Source organism: Okeania sp. (assembly GCF_035285525.1).
GTDB lineage: Bacteria > Cyanobacteriota > Cyanobacteriia > Cyanobacteriales > Microcoleaceae > Trichodesmium.
Window position 1 is genome coordinate 1 of record NZ_JAYKGW010000217.1, and the last position, 17,256, is coordinate 17,256.

A 17,256-nucleotide genomic window follows, 5' to 3' on the forward strand; every position below is an offset into this window, starting at 1 on the left:
CTAATCGTTTAAATGGTTGGCATTTTCGTCGTCAACAAATTATTGATGGGTTTATTGTAGACTTTTATTGTCACTGTGCTGGAGTTGTGGTAGAAGTTGATGGGGAGATTCATCTGCAGCAATTTGAATATGATGTAGAACGCGATCGCATTCTCTTAATGCGAGGCATTCGATTGTTACGATTTAAAAATGAGGAAGTTAGACAACAACTAGATAGGGTTTTGATAAGTATTGCCACAGTATGCAGTGAGGAGACCTAACCCCCCAACCCCCTTCCCTACAAGGGAAGGGGGTGTTGATTTTTGACTCCCCTCTTTCTTGCCCCCTCCTGTTTCTTGCCCCCTCCTGTTTCTTGCCCCCCTCCCCTTGCAGGGGAGGGGTTGGGGGAGAGGTCTTAGTAAGCGATCGCAACTTGATGACCACTTTATCTAGACTAATAATATAGATATGGAATTAAAATGTAACATCTCTACAGGGTTATCATTTTCTTCACAACCCCTAATTTTTGCTGGATAGAGGTTAGCTGAAAACTTTATTCCAAAAGCTTTTTACCTTACTTGTCACGACTCCAGTCGAAAATTACAGCAGATTCGATTTTGGTAAGGTAAATCCACGGGAGCAAGATGCACGGTTCCCGAAAAATCCCTACTTATGAAGATTTAATTATTAAATCTGTACTTTAGTTATGCTTGGAATCTGCTGTAAATCCATTATTATCCAGAAATCATCAATTATTTTCCTTGACTCCCTATTCCTTCTTTTCTAGCTCTAACAAATGTTGCAGAGAAATACTTGCTGCTTGAGAAACTTGAGGATGAACATCTTTTTCTAAATATTTCAAAGCAGATACACTCTTGGGAGTAGACATATTTCCTAACGCTTCTGCTAACCTCTGACGAATCAACCAATCTTCCGAAGAAGCAAATCTAAGAACATGATCTACTGCTTCCAAATCTCCAATTTCTCCTAAAGCGGCGATCGCTGCTTGTTGTATTACCAATTCCTGACTGTCTAATGCTTCTATCAATAAATCATGGGCACGTTTATCTTTCAGATTTCCCAGAGCAACTGCTGCACTGAAACGTACTAACCAACTGGTATCTTCATAAAATGCTCGTGCTAAAGGTTCAAACGCTCTCACATCCTCCAAATAACCTAAAGCTCCTGCTGCATCAGCGCGAACACCATAATCTTCATCTTTTTCCAGTAATTCTACTAAAATTGAGTAGCATTCCTCTGTCCGTTTAACACCCAGAGCAAATACTGCCATCGAACGTACTGGTAAGTTGGAGTCATACAATACTTTTTTGATTAGAGGAACCGCTTCAGTTGCAGATACTTCCCGGAGATGAGCAAGAGCGAGGAGGCGATCGCGGGAATTTTCGCTATCTAGTTGGGCTGATATTTGTTCTAAACTCAGATTTTGCATATTTTGCCTTTGGTTTATAAAACTTTATATTTAACTAATATTATAACCCACATTCCGGACGACAAAATGTAGCATACTAAAGAGGAAGAAACTTGAGTAAGTATTTAGGGTTTGCTGAAAAAGTTTGTTTGTGAAACTAGGCAATTGGTATGGGGCAATAGGTAATAGTTAGGGTTTGCGCTTCTTCAGTCTTTTTTAAGGGTAGGGACATTTTGCTGCGCAACATGTTTGCGGAGCATTCCGGAACGGAAAACGCATTTTTGTTATGCAAGGTCCTACGGGAGTAGAGGAGCTCGAAAGTAATTTTTTTTGCCCAACGATGTGTCTAGAATGTTAACTTGAGGAGCATTAAAAGCTGATTTTTCGGGAACCGTAAACCAGGTACTTTTTCCTGACCTAAAAAGGCTAAAACTATTAGTATGTAAATACTTTTAGTTTTCCATACGCCAGCCCTAGTTACAGGTGTTAATTTTTCTAAATTTTTTCAAGTTTGGTGAGAAAAAATCTAGAGTTTTTCAAGATTAATTTAGTAATTTATTGCCACTTTTTGTTACCTAAAAAAGTTTCTTCATCTGTCAATGGGAGCGAGATTTAATCAGGAATATCTATTGATAATTATAATATTTCATTCACCTAATTTTATGGCTGATGTTAACTATAGTTATGGGAAAAAATAGGGGTGTTTATCCAATAATGGATAATTGATAATTACCTCTCCCTAAAAAAATGAATAAAAGGAAAAAATATATTTTTTCCCCCTTGAAAGGGGAGGCTTTAAACCTGAATTATTTAATTATTTAATTATTTAGTTATTTAGTTATTAATTCTTTGGTAATTTAATCCTGGTTCAAAGCAGTAATAATTTGTTGATTTGCTTCAGGAAAAGTAAATTTATCTATCTCATCCAATGTAACCCATCTAAACTCATCACATTCTATAGTTTTTGGTATTCCCCGCAAATAACGACAATGATAAACATGAAGTGTAACCGTAACTTCCGAATAATTATGTTCTATAGTAATTAAATGTTCTTCTACTGAAATTTCAACTCCTAACTCTTCTAAAATTTCCCTTTTAATGCAATCTTCTATTGTTTCACCAATTTCTTTTTTACCTCCTGGAAATTCCCATAAACCACCAAAAGTACCTCCAGGTTTTCGCTTGTCAATTAAAATTTTTCCTGCTTCATTCCAGATGACAGCAACACCAATTAACTTATGAGGTAATATCATATTGCCATTCTATTTTTATTTTATTTGTCTATAAAAATCTTACTGCTTTTCGGGAATAGGTATGGAGGCAATAGACAAGAGTTTCAGAGTTTAATTTTGCCTAACTATCAATAAAAATTCCCCGGTTTATTACAGCAGTTATCAACAAAGTTTAGACATTCTCAAATTTAATTACACCAAAAATTAAACTTCTGACTTCCACTATAAACGTAAGCATTCAGCCCTCAGCTAACCTCCTGGAGCGGAACTGCGGAATTAATTCAGCTATTAGCTTTAGATGATAAATTTAATAAAAAGTATCAAATCTAATAGTATTGGTAAAATTCAATATTGTTCTCCAAACCTTACCAAGATTGAAGTTTTTGCCAATATTGATTTTCTCCTCCAAAGGTGGATTTGATATTAATAGCTGAATGCTTACCTATAGCCAGGGAAATAATAACTATTCGACTAAACTAACTCTCCTTGCTAAACATTTAATCCCTTTTCAAAGAATTTTCAAATGTCATTCTCTGTTCAGCATTTCTAATAAAATAGCCACTAAGCATTGCTGAAGCTAATAACTTACCTAAATTTTCTCTGCTAGTTGTTATACTTACATTAAACTGTTCTGAAGGTAGATTGCCTAAAAGTCCCACAATATTTCGCTCCATCACCTGAAAAACTTCTTGGGAATTTGGTTTTGATAAGTGGGATACTGTGTCTGGACTCATAGATTGGACATATTGCCAAAGTAAATTGACTTCTTCTGAACCTTCTGCAAACAACTCTGGCTCGTGATTGTTTCTACTGGTCACTTCCTACCTCCATTTCAGAAACTTTTTTTTGACAACTTAATAGTTTATGGACTTAACTAACCATAATCTATTGCAATTGTTAATATTTGTTTGACTTCCTATATTATAACTTAACAGAATATTGCCATAAGTCTCTATTATAGCACTTCCCGGAAGTCAGAAATCAGAAATGAGAAAATATCTGATCGAAAATTTGGGGCATTTGCTTCCCATTTCCAAGCTATCTCTGATTAGGAACTCCTGAAAAGCTTGTGGTACCCACCCCTAGCCCCTCCCAGGAGGGGCTAGGAGAGCTATTAGCAGGAGAGAAAGGAGAAAAAATCATAGTAGCTAGGCCAAACTACTCAAGTTATCAAAAAAATGTACTTTTTCATACACTTTTTCCCCAACAAAAGCTATTTAAAGGCTTAAACATAACTTGTACATAATGCCCAAGTTTTATGTTCAGAAAGATGCTTATAAAGCATAAGTAGGAAGATGGGGAGGAAAAATCCTGTTTAGTCAAGTAGACCCCCATACGGGCTTTGCAGCCCCCACTAAAAACATTTAATTCTAAATAGGGCTGGCTGATTAAATCTAAAAGCATTTACAGATAAAGGTTTTAACGTTTTTTTGTAGAAAAAAGTACCACCTTATTAGGTCGCTCAGATTCAAAAAAAAAAGAAGTACATTTTGGGCAAGAGTTAGACAAAAAAATTACTCCCCATCACCCCAAACTCTAACTAGCTAAATAATCACCTATATCTTGTTTTCTTTTACGCAGTTTACTCAAAGCTTCCCGCTCTATCTGTCGTACTCTTTCACGACTAATATTGAGGCGATCGCCTATTTTTGATAGAGTCATACTTTGTCCATCTTCTAAGCCAAATCTTAAGGCCAAAACTTGCTTTTGTTGAGGATTAAGGTCAGCCATAATTAGTTCTAAATCAGTCTGCATCGAAGACTGAAGAGCATAATCTTCTGGAGAATATCCTGTGTCCTCCAACAAATCTCCTAACTCTGTATCTTGGTTATCTCCTACTCGCAAGTCCAGTGATAAAGGTAAGCGAGCCCGTTCTAGACATTCTCGAATTTGTTTGGGAGTTAAACCTAGTTCTTCTGCTATTTCCGCAGTGGTTGCCGAACGTCCTAGTTCTTGGGTTAATTGACGTTGGGTTTTTTTGATTTTGTTGAGCTTTTCTGTGATATGAATAGGTAAACGAATTGTGCGACCTTTTTCGGCGATCGCCCTAGTTATAGCCTGACGAATCCACCAATAAGCATAAGTAGAAAATCTATAACCTTTAGTAGGGTCAAATTTTTCTACCCCTCGCTGCATACCAATAGTACCTTCTTGAATTAAATCCAGCAAATCTACATTTCGTTTGATATACTTTTTAGCAACAGATACAACTAAGCGTAAATTGGCCTCTACCATCTTGCGCTTGGCTCTATCCCCCTCTCTCATAATTCGCTGCAATTCACTTTTTGAGAGGTCTTGGGCATCTGCCCATTCTTCTAATGTTGGCTCACGGCCTAATGCTTCAGCTAAGGTCTGATGAAATTCTTGCAAGGCTATTAAGCGTTGTACTTGTTTCCCATAAAGAATTTCTTCTTCGTGGGTTAATAGGGGAACACGACCAATTTCTTTTAGATAAGTGCGTACAGAATCAATGTCTGAGGTTTTACCAATCTTCATAATCTTTTTACCGCTAGATAACTCTACTTTGAGCCAGCAAGAAAAGCGGGCGGGGGTTACGCTTTTCTTGAGTTTTTCTGAAAAAAAGCTTTTCTGTCTCCAGAAAACAAAATGATAAGACTCCTGCACATTCCAGGAGTTAGTGATAGTTGATCAATGAAATGACCATTTTTGATTAATTTGGTCTAGAAAAGGTCTTGGTTATAGATTTTAGATTTTGTATAAATGACCAAAGAGTTCCTCTTTATATTGGACTTCTATGATGAACATTTGTTAACAATAAAAGAAGTTTTACTATATCTTTTTGTAATTTAGATTTTGTACAGAATCCAAGTAGGATTTCGCAAAAATAGACTTTTTAGTGTTTTTAATCACCTCAGATAGTTATTATGGCCTTTACATAACTCTATATTATGTTAAGAATTTTAACATTTATGAGGGCAAATGGCTATACCTAAATACCGTTTTACTGAAATTAGAGAGGTTAACAAGGTTTAATAGCTTGTATGAGACTACTGAGAAATCCTGAAAAAAGTTGCATCCTGTACAACAAAATCACAAAAATACTTGAGTTAGTCAGAAATTATGGACTTATTTTCTGGCGTTTGACTTTTTTTTTTGACTTTCGACTTGATTGAGACATAACAATAGGATAATAAAACAGGACTTATGAATGAACGCTATTAATAGTGGATTGTTTCACCTTAAATGGTGCAATAGCTGTAGGTTACAAAAATATTTCTCCCCCACTCCCCCACTCCCCCACCCCCCCACTCTCCTACTCCCTAATGCACCATTTTAGGTATGTCGGTCCAGTAGGGTGTATTTTCCGCGCTTGAGCGGAGATGAAACGCTACGGGACATGAAAAGCGTTTCGCTGCGCGACATGAATGGGCAGCATTCCGCAGGAAAGCGTAACGCACCAACCCGCTATATACAGAGTTGTTGCGTAAGTCTTATAAAAGTGATGGTAACACTGAGTAGAAAAGCAGAAATTGTTATAGCAACTATTGCCCAATAGTTAGTTATTTATTTAAGTAGTATTATTATTCCCCAGTTATGAACAGGAAATAAATTATGTTGAAATCTTTGACTATAAATAATTTTCGGCGCTGCCAATTTTTTGAACTTCAACAACTTAGCAGAGTTAATTTATTGGTGGGGATGAATAATAGTGGGAAGACTTCTATTTTAGAAGCAACCAAACTTTTATATTCTGTGAAACAACCAGATAAATTGGAGAAAATAATGTCTTATCGAGGAGAGACTTTATTTGAAAAAAGCTCTGAAAAACTAGATATTAGTCACCTTTTTTATGGGCGTTAAATTTCAGTAGGAAGTAATGATAAAAATCGGGAGAATTTAGTTGGTTTAATACAAGTAAATTCAATTAATGAATTGTCTAAACCAAAAGATTTATTAGATTATTCAGAATAAATTAGTGATGAAATAGATGAATTAAAAGATATTTTTTTAGCCTTGATTGGAACAAAACAAGAAGTTAGTATAAGAGGTAGATTATCAAATGATGGAGGTATAGATATTCGGATGTTAAGGTTATCTAGAATAATGACAAAAGAAGTTACAAAATATCAATTTATTACACCTTTATCTTTGAATATTAATGAAATTACTAAATTATTTGATAAGATTGTTTTGACTCCAGAGGAAACATTTATCCTAGAAGCATTACAAATTATTGAACCTAACATTGAACGTATTGCTTAAATAAGTCCTGAAAAATACGTTTATTAGACTGAAATTGTAGCAACAAGAGACGGGTTTAGAATAAAAATTTCTGACCAAAAACAACCTATACCTATTGGAAGTATGGGAGAAAGAATATGGCGAATTTTAGCATTAGTTATGGCTCTTGTTTCTGCTGAAGGTAGAGTATTACTTGTGGATGAAATTGATCTGGTTTACATTTTCGACAATGTCTGATATGTGGAAACTTCTTTGAAAAACGGCGAAAGAATTAAATGTTCAAGTATTTGTTACTACTCATAATGGTGACTGTTGGAGTAGTCTTGCAGATGTGATTAAAAGTGAATATTTAGAAGGTGAAGAAATTACAATTCACAGAATAGAAGCAGATAAAAATAGTTCTGTAGTTTTTACAGAACCTCAAATTGTTATTGCTGCAAAACGCGAAATAGAGGTGCGGTAGTAATGAGGACAAAAGAAAAGAAATTACTTCCTAAAAATAAACTCTTGGTCGAGGGTGCTGAGGAGAAAAGAGTTATTCCATATTTGATAGAAGCTAATGGAATTTCTACCAAGTTACAAAAATCTGGACTTTCTGCATTAGTTGAATGGTTCATGCAGATAATAAACCAGAAAATACATGGCAAAGTATTAGAAATGTTTGTTTACTAAGTATTCCTGATTTGTAAGCATTGAGCTATTAGCTTTCAGCTCTCATAAACAAGACTTTTAGCTCTTAAATAGTGTTTAAATGAATCAAGATTTCAAGTCAATAAAAACCAGCTTTGGTAGCAAGATTTATAAAGCTTTTATCCCACACATAATAGCTGATAGCTAATAGCTGACCGCTGAATACTTACCCTAATTTTCCTAAAAATTTACCAGAAACAAGTTTAATTCATAACACTAATTATGGTGTTAAGTTTGGAGTTTGGATGATGCCAGATAACAAAATGTGTGGGATGTTAGAAACTTTTTTTACTTATATGATTCCTGAGGAAAATCAACCTATTTAGAACCATGCAAAAACAACTGTTATGGAAGCTAAAAATGTAAGGATTCAGCAGTTAGTTATCTATTTTATTTTGAGATAAAAGCTTTATGATCCGGTTCCCGATAAATCGGCAATTTTATCTGACTACAAAATTCAGCTTGAACTTTCTTTATTCGTTTAAATATCCTCCTTAAGGTTGAAGTTTTTATTGCTGAAGTGCTGACAGCTAATAGTTGAATGGTTACCTAAAAATTTAAAATCCAAAACATTCCCAAGCTCAAATATTTATTAACTGGTTGAAAAAATTATATGACTTGTAAATTTAGATTTTAACTTCATTCTCTCTTGATGTATAGTTGAGGCGAGCACTACAATCAGATCAACCTGATCAAATACAATTAAAACTAAAACTACAAGAAAATTTTTTTCTCTAATTTTTCTCAAGAATTCGGTTCAGAAAAACTATAACAGTCTGAAATTTGTGACCAATCAAAAAGCAACTAAAACAACTGAAATTTTCACCTGTTCCCTATTCTCTCTTCCCTCTTCCCTAAAAGGAATGCAATTTTGTACACGAATAAAATAGGATTGCTATAGGAGTCTCAGCACTTTAAAAAATTGGTTAATTTAATATATTTTGGGAAGGGAAATTTCAGTATGATAAAAGCTTTATCTCTCAAACTAAAGACAATAGCTGATAGCTGTTAGCTGACGACTGAATGCTTACTAATTTGTACATGTTGAGAATTAGTTTAATATAGCAATCCTAAATAGGTTGCGGGTAATCAAAAAGTAAATAAAGAAACGGAAACTCCTACCTGTTCCCTCTTCCCTATTCCCTAAAAAGCAGTAAGATTTTTGGCAAGAATAAAATAGGATTGCTATATTAATTTAGTCAGGTTAGTTAAGGTTGTTTTAATAATTCAGCTCGGATGCAACCTTTTTCCCATTTCCAGTTAGGTAAAGATTTTTGGGGAAGAAAAATTGCCCAAATTGAACCTTCAGGACTTTTATAAAAACCTGTAATTTCAGCTTCTACCAGACTACACCAGGGTGCTGATACTAAAATTTTATCTCCCGAACTAAAAACTTTTCCATTAGCATTAGTTGCTTGTTGAATAGATTCTTTTAATTTTGGTTTACCTGGTTTTTTAGACCTTTGTAATCTAGTTGACTGATTAGTAGTTTCTCTTAATGAGATATTTTTGGCTATGGTGGGTTTTTCTGTTTTGGACTCAGTTGTTTTGCGCAGGGTCTCCTTGGAGAAATTAGATTCAACTGGCCTTTTGGGTCTAACAGGTCTATTAATTGCTATTATTTCGTGACTCATTCACTTAACTCCCTATACCTGATTTTAGCTATCTTTCTATCTTATGATAGCACTACTGAAATTTGGCTTTTATTTTTGGTAGCCTAAATAATTATTTAAACTGTTATAGTACACTTTTTGCCAGAACAAATTTTATGTTCTGAAAGAATAAATTCCCCAGAATTAATTTTTAATAGTTAAAATAGTTAATCCTAGTAGATGATAGGAGACAGCTTTATCCTTGTTCATTTTAGCAACAGTCCAAGCAAGCCTTAAATAAGGATTTAAGTTTTATTGAATAAACTGTTTTTAATAATTCTCACTTTCTGGACTTGAATCAGGAATTTTTTTGATTAAGATAACTTTTACTGAATTTTAACCTGATTAATAGTAAGTATTCAGTTTTCAGCGGGTGCATCTCATCGCCCCCAAAACAATTTTTTCTCTTCTCTTTTTCCTATTGCTCATTCCTTAAAAAGCATAAATTTTTGTCTTTATTCAAAATTGAGATGCCCCCGATCTCTGGTTTCCAATTAATTAAGCAATTCTTGCTTTTTATCTGAGAGTAATTAATTGAATAAGCTTTAATAATTTTACTTATTGACTATTCAGAGAGTCTGATAAAAACTGAAAGTTATTTAATTGCAAAAGATAGTTTTTATAATATTTATACTTGAGCTTGACGTCAGGATTCAGCTATTAGCATTCAGCCCTCAGCTTTTTTAACTTATAGCACATTTTTAACTAGAAAACTGATGTACAAAAACGATAGTTTGACTGGTCAAATCATACAATTAATTATGTGGCGGGAAATGCAGATTTGTCTGACAAGGTAATAGCTGATAGCTGACGGCTGAATGTTTACAAATTGACTCAAATAATACAGCATTACCTATAAAAATTATCATACTTATAAGGTACATTTTTTTTTGATTTTCTACCATTTATCACACATTCTTGCTATACTTGGAACCTGGGAAAATAACTTTTGTTCATAACTGAAATTACCACTCTATTAAGTATTTGTTTGAACAAATAATATGGGGGAAATAAAAAATCCAAATATAGCAAAGTTTATGGCAATTAGTATTAGAGAGCAGGGATTAGGGTCATTTCAGTTATCAGTTATCAGTAGAGAGTGAACCTCCGAGTAAATTCGGAGGCTTGAAATATTGAGTTAAAATTTTTTCATCCCCGAACAAGGGGAGGCTTTATACCTCTTTTGTTGGTAAGTTATAAAGTAGGTTCAATAATGGATAATTGATAATTACCTCTTCCTTTTAGGGCTATGCTTTATAAATATCTTTCTTAACATAAAACTTGGGCATTATATACAATTTATGTGTAAGCCTTTAAATGCCTTTTGTTGGGGAAAAAGTGTATGAAAAAGTATATTTTTTTTTGATAACTTGAATAGTTTTGCCTAGTTACTATGACTCTTTCTCCCTTCTCCCCTGCTCAGAGCTCCCCCTTCCCCTCCTGGGAGGAGCTAGGGGTGCTTCCCACAAGGGTTTCAGGAGTTCCTGATCAGGGATAGCTTTTAGGGAGAGGATTGAATAAAAGGAAAAAATTTACTTCTCTTGGTCGATTAGATATGGTTAGAGAAGCTATCCATCTCACCCTTCGGGAAGCTCTGCTGACGACCACTTTTTTCCTTTTTAAAGGGGAGACTTCAAGGGGCGAATTATTTAATTATTTAATTATTAATTCTTTGGTAATAAAAAAGAAGAAAAACCAGAGTACCTTATGAGTGTGGGAATCGGTACACCTAAGTTGATAAGCTAAATTAATTGCCATCCTATTAATGCCTTGTTTCCTTTCTCAACTAGGAAATTTATTCCCGATGAATGCTTAATAATTTTGACTATAAAATTTTCACTAATGAATAATTATTTCTCAGGTTAAAGGAGTTTATTTTGGTAGTAATTTTTAATTCTTTCTCTATTTTTAAATTACTTTTACCTTTTCTTCTCATTAATAGCTGATGGCTTAATGCTTAGATTATCTCTTCCCTATTACCTCTCTCAATTAGGAAATTATTAAAAGTACAACTACTTAATCTTTACAGGCTAAAGGTAATTAAATTGTTTTATGTCACAATTAGGTTGCTAAAATTAATTAGAGCTTGGTGATGAAATATGAAAGGATTAGCATTAATTATGATAGTAGCATTTAAGGAGCGAAAAAAGTACCATATTTTCCCTTAAGAAGGCGCGGTTCCCGAAAAATCAAAAATTTAGTATTTGAGTAAGAGTTGAGTAGAAAAATCAAGGGATAATTTTTCCGATTGATCGAGAACCGTTTACCTCCTCTATAAACCCCCTATTCCTCTTGACTCTTAACTACTCTCTGCTCCCTACTCCCTGCTTTGACAAAAAGACTTTTTCAGCAAACCCTAATTAGAAAATTCAAAGAGGTATGAGAACAACGAAAAAATTCATCCTTAAATTTCCTACCTCATATAACAATGCTAAATTGGTTGTGATAATTTTGATAACAGTTAATTTGAGCTGAAAATTTTGGAAATTCTATCCGTCAAGAACCCGATGGCCTCCTAGCTAATTCCTGAGTTCTACTCCCATCCATAATACTTATTTAGCCAACCCTGACTCTAAGCATTCAGCAGTCAGCTATTAGCTATTAGCTTTTGGAGCAAATCTATAATTTTCAGCCATAAATAAATATATGGAATATATATGGTTTAACAACTCAGACATTAAAAAAGGGCTTTGCTGACTGCTGAGTGCTAATAGCTAAGTGCTTACCCCTAACTTAATTGAAACCCTGCCCTAAAGAATGAGGTTTTATCTATCATGATGAAAAATATTTTAGATGGACGCTATAAAATTATCAAAATTATTGAATCAGGAGAATCTGGCCATACTTATTTAGCCAAAGATATTCGCCGTCCTGGAGAAGCAAAATGTTTTATTAAGCATTTACGGCCAAATACCTACGACGAAAGATTTATGCAAATCATCCGTCGTAGATTTCAACAAGAAGCAAAAATACTAGAAAAGTTATCTGAACATAATCAAATTCCTAAACTTCTGGCTTACTTTGAAGAAAATCAAGAGTTTTATTTGGTTCAATCTTTTATTCCTGGTCAATCTCTAGATAATGAAATATTGCCTGGTAAAGCTCTATCTGAAATGCAAATAATTAAAACTCTCAGAGAAGTATTAGAAATTTTAGTATTTGTGCATGGAAAAAATGTAATTCATCGAGATATTAAACCAGCTAATTTAATTAGAAGAAAATCAGACTATAAATTAGTTTTGATTGATTTTGGTGCTGTTAAAGAAATTAATATTTCTCAACAAAATAAAACAGCAAGAATTGGTACAATGGAATATATGCCAATTGAACAATTTGAATATAATCCACAATTAAATAGTGATATTTATGCTTTAGGAATGATAGGAATTCAGGCAATTACAGGATTACCTAGTAGTGAATTATCTAAACTAAAAGATTATCAAGACAGGGAAAAAAGAGAAATATTTTGGAGACATTTAGCGGTTTGTTCTACAGAAATAGCAGATATTTTAGATAAGATGGTGCGCTATGATTATCGTGAACGTTATCAATCAGCAGCAGAAGTTATAGCTGATTTAAAAGAAATTAGCAATAAATTAAATCAAACTATAGATAAAAGAGAGATTTATCGGGAAGAGGTGGTTCGTCGAGCTAGTTATCAAGGAGATATTTCTATTGTCGGAAGAAGAATTTTAGATGAATTACGAGAAAGTTTAGAACTATTAAAAGAAGAAGCGGAAATAATTGAGGATGAGGTATTAAATCCTTATCGTAAATATCACGAGAAAGGGGAAATATATGAACAAACATTACGAGCTGCACTTCAACAAGAATACCCATTTAGTAATGAAACTCGTGAAGAGTTAGAGCGTCTACAGCAAATTTTAGGACTTACTCAAGAGGATATAAGATTAGTAGAAGAAAGAATATTGCCTAAATCTACAATTAGAAAAATTAAAAATATATTAATCAATAATTACAGAAAAATTCCTATGACTAATTTGCGGTCAATTTTAGGGATTATCGTTATGGTTATAGTAGTAATATTTACTCTTGATATATATATTAAATATCAAAGTTATCTTCAAGATAAGGGAGAAGAAAAAGTAAAAAAAGAACAGAAAGAATTAGAAAAACTAAATTCATTTAAAAGTTTATATGAAGAGCGAAACTATGAAAGTTGCATCATTCAAATAACTTTTATTAGTGAAGATGAAAGTATTTTTGCTGAAGCTCAGGAGATTTTACAAAAATGTAAAGAAGGTAAAAATTGGCAGAATTATCAAGTCAAAGATTTATCTCAATATTCAGCTGCTGTTAATACTGTTGTATTTAGTCCCGATGGCAAAATGCTAGCTACTGGTAGTAGAGAAAACACAGTAAAAATTTTAGAAATACCTACAGGAAAAGTTATCAAAACATTTTCTGGTGATGGTTCTCCAATTTGGTCAGTTGCTTTTAATAGTGATGGTAATCAATTAGTTGCAGGTACTTATGATTGGAGAGTAATGGTTTGGAATTTGTCAGAAAGAGAACCTTTTCAGATTGTTGAACATCAAGCACCTATTTGGTCGGTTACTGTTAGTCCTGATGATGAATTAATTGCTAGTTCGAGTGGAGATAAAACTGTTAAAGTTTGGGATTTAAAAGCAGGTTTCTTAATTTTTAGTTTCCCAGATCACTCAGATATAATTTATTCTGTTGCTATTAGTTCTAATGGCAAAATATTGGTGAGTGGTAGTGCAGATAAAACTTTAAAAATTGAAGATTTAGATACAACAAAATTACTTAATACTTTAACTGGACATGAAGGAGTTGTTAGGTCTGTTAAGATTACTCCAGATGACAAAAAAATAGTTAGTGGTAGTTATGATAAAACTATTAAAATATGGGATTTAGAAACTGGAAATTTAATCAAAACTCTTGATGGTCATACTGATGAGGTTATCTCGGTTGATGTTAGTCGAGATGGTCGCTATATTGCTAGCGGTGGTAAGGATAATACTATTAAAATATGGGATTTAGAAACTGGAGAATTACTAAAGACTTTAACCGGACATACAAATGAAATTTATACGGTTAGTTTTAGTCCTGATGGTAATAGTATTGCTAGTGGGAGTAAAGACGGTACTATTAAACTTTGGCAAAGATAATTGGATAATTAATAATTAATAATTAATAATTAATAATGGATAATTAGGGCTTGCTGATTAAAAAAAAGTATTGAACAGATAAAAAAGATTTTAGCTTTTTTGGGATAGAAAAAAGTACCAGGTTTTCGGTATAAAAATTACGGTTCCCGAAAAATCAAAAAGTTAGCATTTTGAGCAGGCAAGATTTTATCTACTCACACTTCCCCTCCTGGGAGGGGTTAGGGATGGGTCTCACACTCTGCTTTGTTCAGCAAACCCTAATTACGTTTTTTTTTAAATTATAGCTGAATTGTTTATACTAATTTCATAAACCATAATTGCTAGGGCGATAATACCAGTTAAAATCATTAATCCAGCAGGCATCATTTTACGGGTTTTTGCTAAACGAATAATAAATGTAATTATGAGAATAGTTGTAATTATAATAGACAATATTAGACCCCAATTTATTCCTATTAGTTGCATAATTCCACTAATAATTAGTAGTAAACCGCTGATACTACCTGATACTAAAGATATTTTGCTGCCTACTTTCTTATATCCAATAATTCCTCCAATTATGGCTAGGATTCCATAAGCGATCGCTGCTATTATGACGATATTTATAGTCATTATTATTAAATCCCTAAAACTAATTGATAAAGTAATTTATACAGTTTACTTGCACAAATAGCTAGCTAACTTATTAAAAATTAATATTGCCTAATTTTTAATAATTAGGGTTTACTGAAAAAGTCTTTTTGTGAGGTAGGGGGTGGAAAATATGTAACTTCTCTACATACAACTCCCTTGCAGAATAGCGAGAAGCGGGGAGTTAGCGAATAATTAATAATTAATAGTTAATAATTAGTAATTATTCGTTGATAGTTAATAATTATTCATTCAAAAATTCACGGCTGGAAGCCTCTCTTTTTAAGGGAATAAATCAAAAATTTTCATAATTATTCAATCCCCTTCTTTGAAGAAGGGGTAATTATTAATTATTAATTATTCATGGCTTTATTGCTGAAAGAGGAAGTAGTTGAAAAAATAGTTTCTTAATTTTTCTGTCCTAGTTAATGTAAAATGCTAAGATGCTTAAACCTGAGCAGCCTAAAAACTTGCACTTTTATGGTTCCCGAGAAATCAGACTATAAAAAGACTGAAATTTTTATCTATAAATACTTTTAGATTTAATCAGCAGAGCCATAATTATTAAGTTATGATTAAAGCGGAAATTTGTAAGCATTCTGCATCGTCAACAAACAGCGGTCAGCTATTTATTTTAGTTTGAGATCAAAGCTTTATTAGTTGAGGTAAATTCAATCTTAATATCAAAACAGACTTTAAAGTTTATATTCATTTGAAGTTATTTTAAGCTTTAGATAGGGTTTGCTGAATGGGAGGGCATTCCGCAGGAAGAGCTGACGGTTAATAGCTGAATGCTTACTGAAATTTTCAACTCTTTAATCACATTTTTTATAATATTTCTAATTCTTAAAATTGTATCTTAAGTAAATGTAAAAAAATAGTTTTTTATCAATACAGATAGTAAAATTAATTATTAATTATCCATTATTCATTATCAATCATGTCTTGTTTAGATACTGAAATTATTATCGAAATTGAAAATTTGCAACAGCAAATAGCATCTCTTTTGTTATATCAATCTGTTCTGAAAAAAACAGTGGGTGAATCTTTTCTTCAGCTATTAGAATCTTTGTCTAAAAATGATGGGATTAAAATAGAATGTTTTCGAGCTTATGGTAACTGGTTTAGAACTATTGCTAGTGAAAATATTTCTTGGCAAGAATATCTAATTTCTCAGATTATTCTGGATGATAATCCTTTTAGTCAACAAGTTCAAAAAATAGATACTACTAACCTATCTCCAAATTTAATTGCAGCAGTAAAACATGATTTACAGATTTTGCAAAATCTTTATCGGTGCAATGGTAAAACAATTAGTCAGTGGGTAAAAATAATAGCTAAATTAGAAAAAATTCCCATTGTTTGGGAACTAGAATTAGAAAGAAAAGAGCCTATCTATCAACAGTTAATAAATTTAGAAAATTGGGAAGATGCTATTGATATTTTAGCTGTTCATTATCGTAATTTTGGTACAGGTTTGTTTGCGGAATCAATTGCTTTTGAATGGCGCAATGGTCAACTACTAACTATTACTTATCCCGATTCAGTGAAATTAGAAGAATTGGTAGGATATGAATTTCAACGAGACACTTTGATTAAAAATACAGAATTTCTTATAGCAGGATATTCAGCACTTAATGTTTTGCTTTATGGTAGTCGTGGTACTGGAAAATCTTCTTTGGTAAAAGCTTTATTAAATGAGTATAGTCAACGCAATCTCCGTTTGGTTGAAGTAGCTAAATCTGATTTAAAAGATTTACCTTTAATTGTGGAAAAGTTACGGAATGTTCCCCAAAAATTTATTATCTTTGTTGATGACCTTTCCTTTGAGGAAGATGATGATATTTTTAAAGCTTTAAAGGTTGTTTTAGAAGGTAATTTAACTGCTAAACCAGCAAATGTTGTGGTTTATGCTACCTCAAATAGAAGACATTTAATTAGAGAATTTTTTAATGACCGTCCTTCTCCAAAAGATAGTGATGAAGTTAATAATTGGGATACGGTTCAAGAAAAGCTTTCTTTTAGCGATCGCTTTGGTTTAACTTTAACTTTTGAACCTGCTAACCAAGATACTTATTTAAAAATTGTTAGGCATTTGGCAAAGCAAGAAAAAATTAATTTAAGTCCTGAAGATTTAGATTTTCAAGCTTTACAATGGGCAACTAGAAATAATGGTCGTTCTGGGAGAACAGCACGACAATTTATTGATTTTATTAGTGCTAATTTAGCAGTTTTGAGAAGCAAGGAAGAAGGAAAAAGTAAGAAGGAATAGTGTTTCGATTCAGTAG

Annotated in this window: 14 protein-coding genes; 8 read left to right on the forward strand and 6 right to left on the reverse strand. The window is 32.9% G+C overall.

What is annotated here, in order from left to right:
* Positions 1–260 (forward strand): endonuclease domain-containing protein (locus tag VKJ25_RS20465; RefSeq protein WP_324238491.1); only part of this gene is annotated, 260 nt, incomplete at its 5' end.
* A gap of 488 nt (positions 261–748) precedes the next feature.
* On the opposite strand, the gene VKJ25_RS20470 is transcribed toward VKJ25_RS20465, so the two are convergent.
* The 4 genes from VKJ25_RS20470 to VKJ25_RS20485 all read right to left on the reverse strand — a co-directional run bounded on the left by VKJ25_RS20470 (position 749) and on the right by VKJ25_RS20485 (position 5,136).
* Complete coding sequence (locus VKJ25_RS20470) at positions 749–1,429, reverse strand: HEAT repeat domain-containing protein (RefSeq protein WP_324238492.1); 681 nt, start codon at positions 1,427–1,429, stop codon at positions 749–751.
* Positions 1,430–2,265: 836 nt separating this feature from the next.
* The gene (gene mutT / locus VKJ25_RS20475; protein WP_324238493.1) at positions 2,266–2,661 is read right to left on the reverse strand and encodes an 8-oxo-dGTP diphosphatase MutT; all 396 of its coding nucleotides are present in this window, start codon (positions 2,659–2,661) and stop codon (positions 2,266–2,268) included.
* A gap of 476 nt (positions 2,662–3,137) precedes the next feature.
* Positions 3,138–3,458, reverse strand: a complete 321-nt coding sequence (locus tag VKJ25_RS20480; RefSeq protein ID WP_324238494.1) for a DUF760 domain-containing protein — start codon at positions 3,456–3,458, stop codon at positions 3,138–3,140.
* Between the two features lie 718 nt (positions 3,459–4,176).
* The gene (locus VKJ25_RS20485) at positions 4,177–5,136 is read right to left on the reverse strand and encodes an RNA polymerase sigma factor, RpoD/SigA family (protein ID WP_324238495.1); all 960 of its coding nucleotides are present in this window, start codon (positions 5,134–5,136) and stop codon (positions 4,177–4,179) included.
* A 1,077-nt stretch (positions 5,137–6,213) separates the two neighbouring features.
* Between VKJ25_RS20485 and VKJ25_RS20490 the strand changes: the two genes are divergently transcribed.
* From VKJ25_RS20490 to VKJ25_RS24745, 5 genes are all read left to right on the forward strand, one after another.
* Positions 6,214–6,462 carry an AAA family ATPase gene (locus VKJ25_RS20490; protein ID WP_324238496.1) on the forward strand — a complete coding sequence of 83 codons (249 nt, stop codon included), beginning with the start codon at positions 6,214–6,216 and terminating at the stop codon, positions 6,460–6,462.
* Positions 6,463–6,615: 153 nt separating this feature from the next.
* Positions 6,616–6,864: a hypothetical protein gene (locus tag VKJ25_RS20495; protein WP_324238497.1), complete on the forward strand. Its 249-nt coding sequence runs from the start codon at positions 6,616–6,618 to the stop codon at positions 6,862–6,864.
* A 310-nt stretch (positions 6,865–7,174) separates the two neighbouring features.
* On the forward strand, positions 7,175–7,306 hold the full coding sequence (locus tag VKJ25_RS20500) for a hypothetical protein (protein ID WP_324238498.1): 132 nt from the start codon (positions 7,175–7,177) through the stop codon (positions 7,304–7,306).
* A 2-nt stretch (positions 7,307–7,308) separates the two neighbouring features.
* Complete coding sequence (locus tag VKJ25_RS20505) at positions 7,309–7,515, forward strand: hypothetical protein (protein WP_324238499.1); 207 nt, start codon at positions 7,309–7,311, stop codon at positions 7,513–7,515.
* 176 nt (positions 7,516–7,691) lie between these two features.
* The gene (locus VKJ25_RS24745) at positions 7,692–7,859 is read left to right on the forward strand and encodes a DUF3226 domain-containing protein (protein ID WP_375340360.1); all 168 of its coding nucleotides are present in this window, start codon (positions 7,692–7,694) and stop codon (positions 7,857–7,859) included.
* An 882-nt stretch (positions 7,860–8,741) separates the two neighbouring features.
* Here the strand turns inward: VKJ25_RS24745 and VKJ25_RS20510 are convergent.
* Positions 8,742–9,167 carry a hypothetical protein gene (locus VKJ25_RS20510; RefSeq protein WP_324238500.1) on the reverse strand — a complete coding sequence of 142 codons (426 nt, stop codon included), beginning with the start codon at positions 9,165–9,167 and terminating at the stop codon, positions 8,742–8,744.
* A 2,792-nt stretch (positions 9,168–11,959) separates the two neighbouring features.
* Between VKJ25_RS20510 and VKJ25_RS20515 the strand changes: the two genes are divergently transcribed.
* A complete protein-coding gene (locus VKJ25_RS20515) occupies positions 11,960–14,338 on the forward strand; it encodes a protein kinase domain-containing protein (RefSeq protein WP_324238501.1) in 2,379 nt (792 codons plus the stop codon).
* Positions 14,339–14,611: 273 nt separating this feature from the next.
* On the opposite strand, the gene VKJ25_RS20520 is transcribed toward VKJ25_RS20515, so the two are convergent.
* Positions 14,612–14,950 carry a TMEM14 family protein gene (locus tag VKJ25_RS20520; RefSeq protein WP_324238502.1) on the reverse strand — a complete coding sequence of 113 codons (339 nt, stop codon included), beginning with the start codon at positions 14,948–14,950 and terminating at the stop codon, positions 14,612–14,614.
* A 958-nt stretch (positions 14,951–15,908) separates the two neighbouring features.
* Here VKJ25_RS20520 and VKJ25_RS20525 point away from each other — a divergent pair.
* Positions 15,909–17,240, forward strand: a complete 1,332-nt coding sequence (locus VKJ25_RS20525) for an ATP-binding protein (RefSeq protein WP_324238503.1) — start codon at positions 15,909–15,911, stop codon at positions 17,238–17,240.
* Positions 17,241–17,256 lie beyond the last annotated feature (16 nt).

Bases quoted from the DNA above. Each gene is read 5' to 3' on its own strand.
- VKJ25_RS20470 (WP_324238492.1), bottom strand. From the start codon at position 1,429: ATGCAAAATCTGAGTTTAGAACAAATATCAGCCCAACTAGATAGCGAA.
- mutT (WP_324238493.1), bottom strand. From the start codon at position 2,661: ATGATATTACCTCATAAGTTAATTGGTGTTGCTGTCATCTGGAATGAA.
- VKJ25_RS20485 (WP_324238495.1), bottom strand. From the start codon at position 5,136: ATGAAGATTGGTAAAACCTCAGACATTGATTCTGTACGCACTTATCTA.
- VKJ25_RS20490 (WP_324238496.1), top strand. From the start codon at position 6,214: ATGTTGAAATCTTTGACTATAAATAATTTTCGGCGCTGCCAATTTTTT.
- VKJ25_RS20505 (WP_324238499.1), top strand. From the start codon at position 7,309: ATGAGGACAAAAGAAAAGAAATTACTTCCTAAAAATAAACTCTTGGTC.
- VKJ25_RS20510 (WP_324238500.1), bottom strand. From the start codon at position 9,167: ATGAGTCACGAAATAATAGCAATTAATAGACCTGTTAGACCCAAAAGG.
- VKJ25_RS20515 (WP_324238501.1), top strand. From the start codon at position 11,960: ATGATGAAAAATATTTTAGATGGACGCTATAAAATTATCAAAATTATT.
- VKJ25_RS20520 (WP_324238502.1), bottom strand. From the start codon at position 14,950: ATGACTATAAATATCGTCATAATAGCAGCGATCGCTTATGGAATCCTA.
- VKJ25_RS20525 (WP_324238503.1), top strand. From the start codon at position 15,909: ATGTCTTGTTTAGATACTGAAATTATTATCGAAATTGAAAATTTGCAA.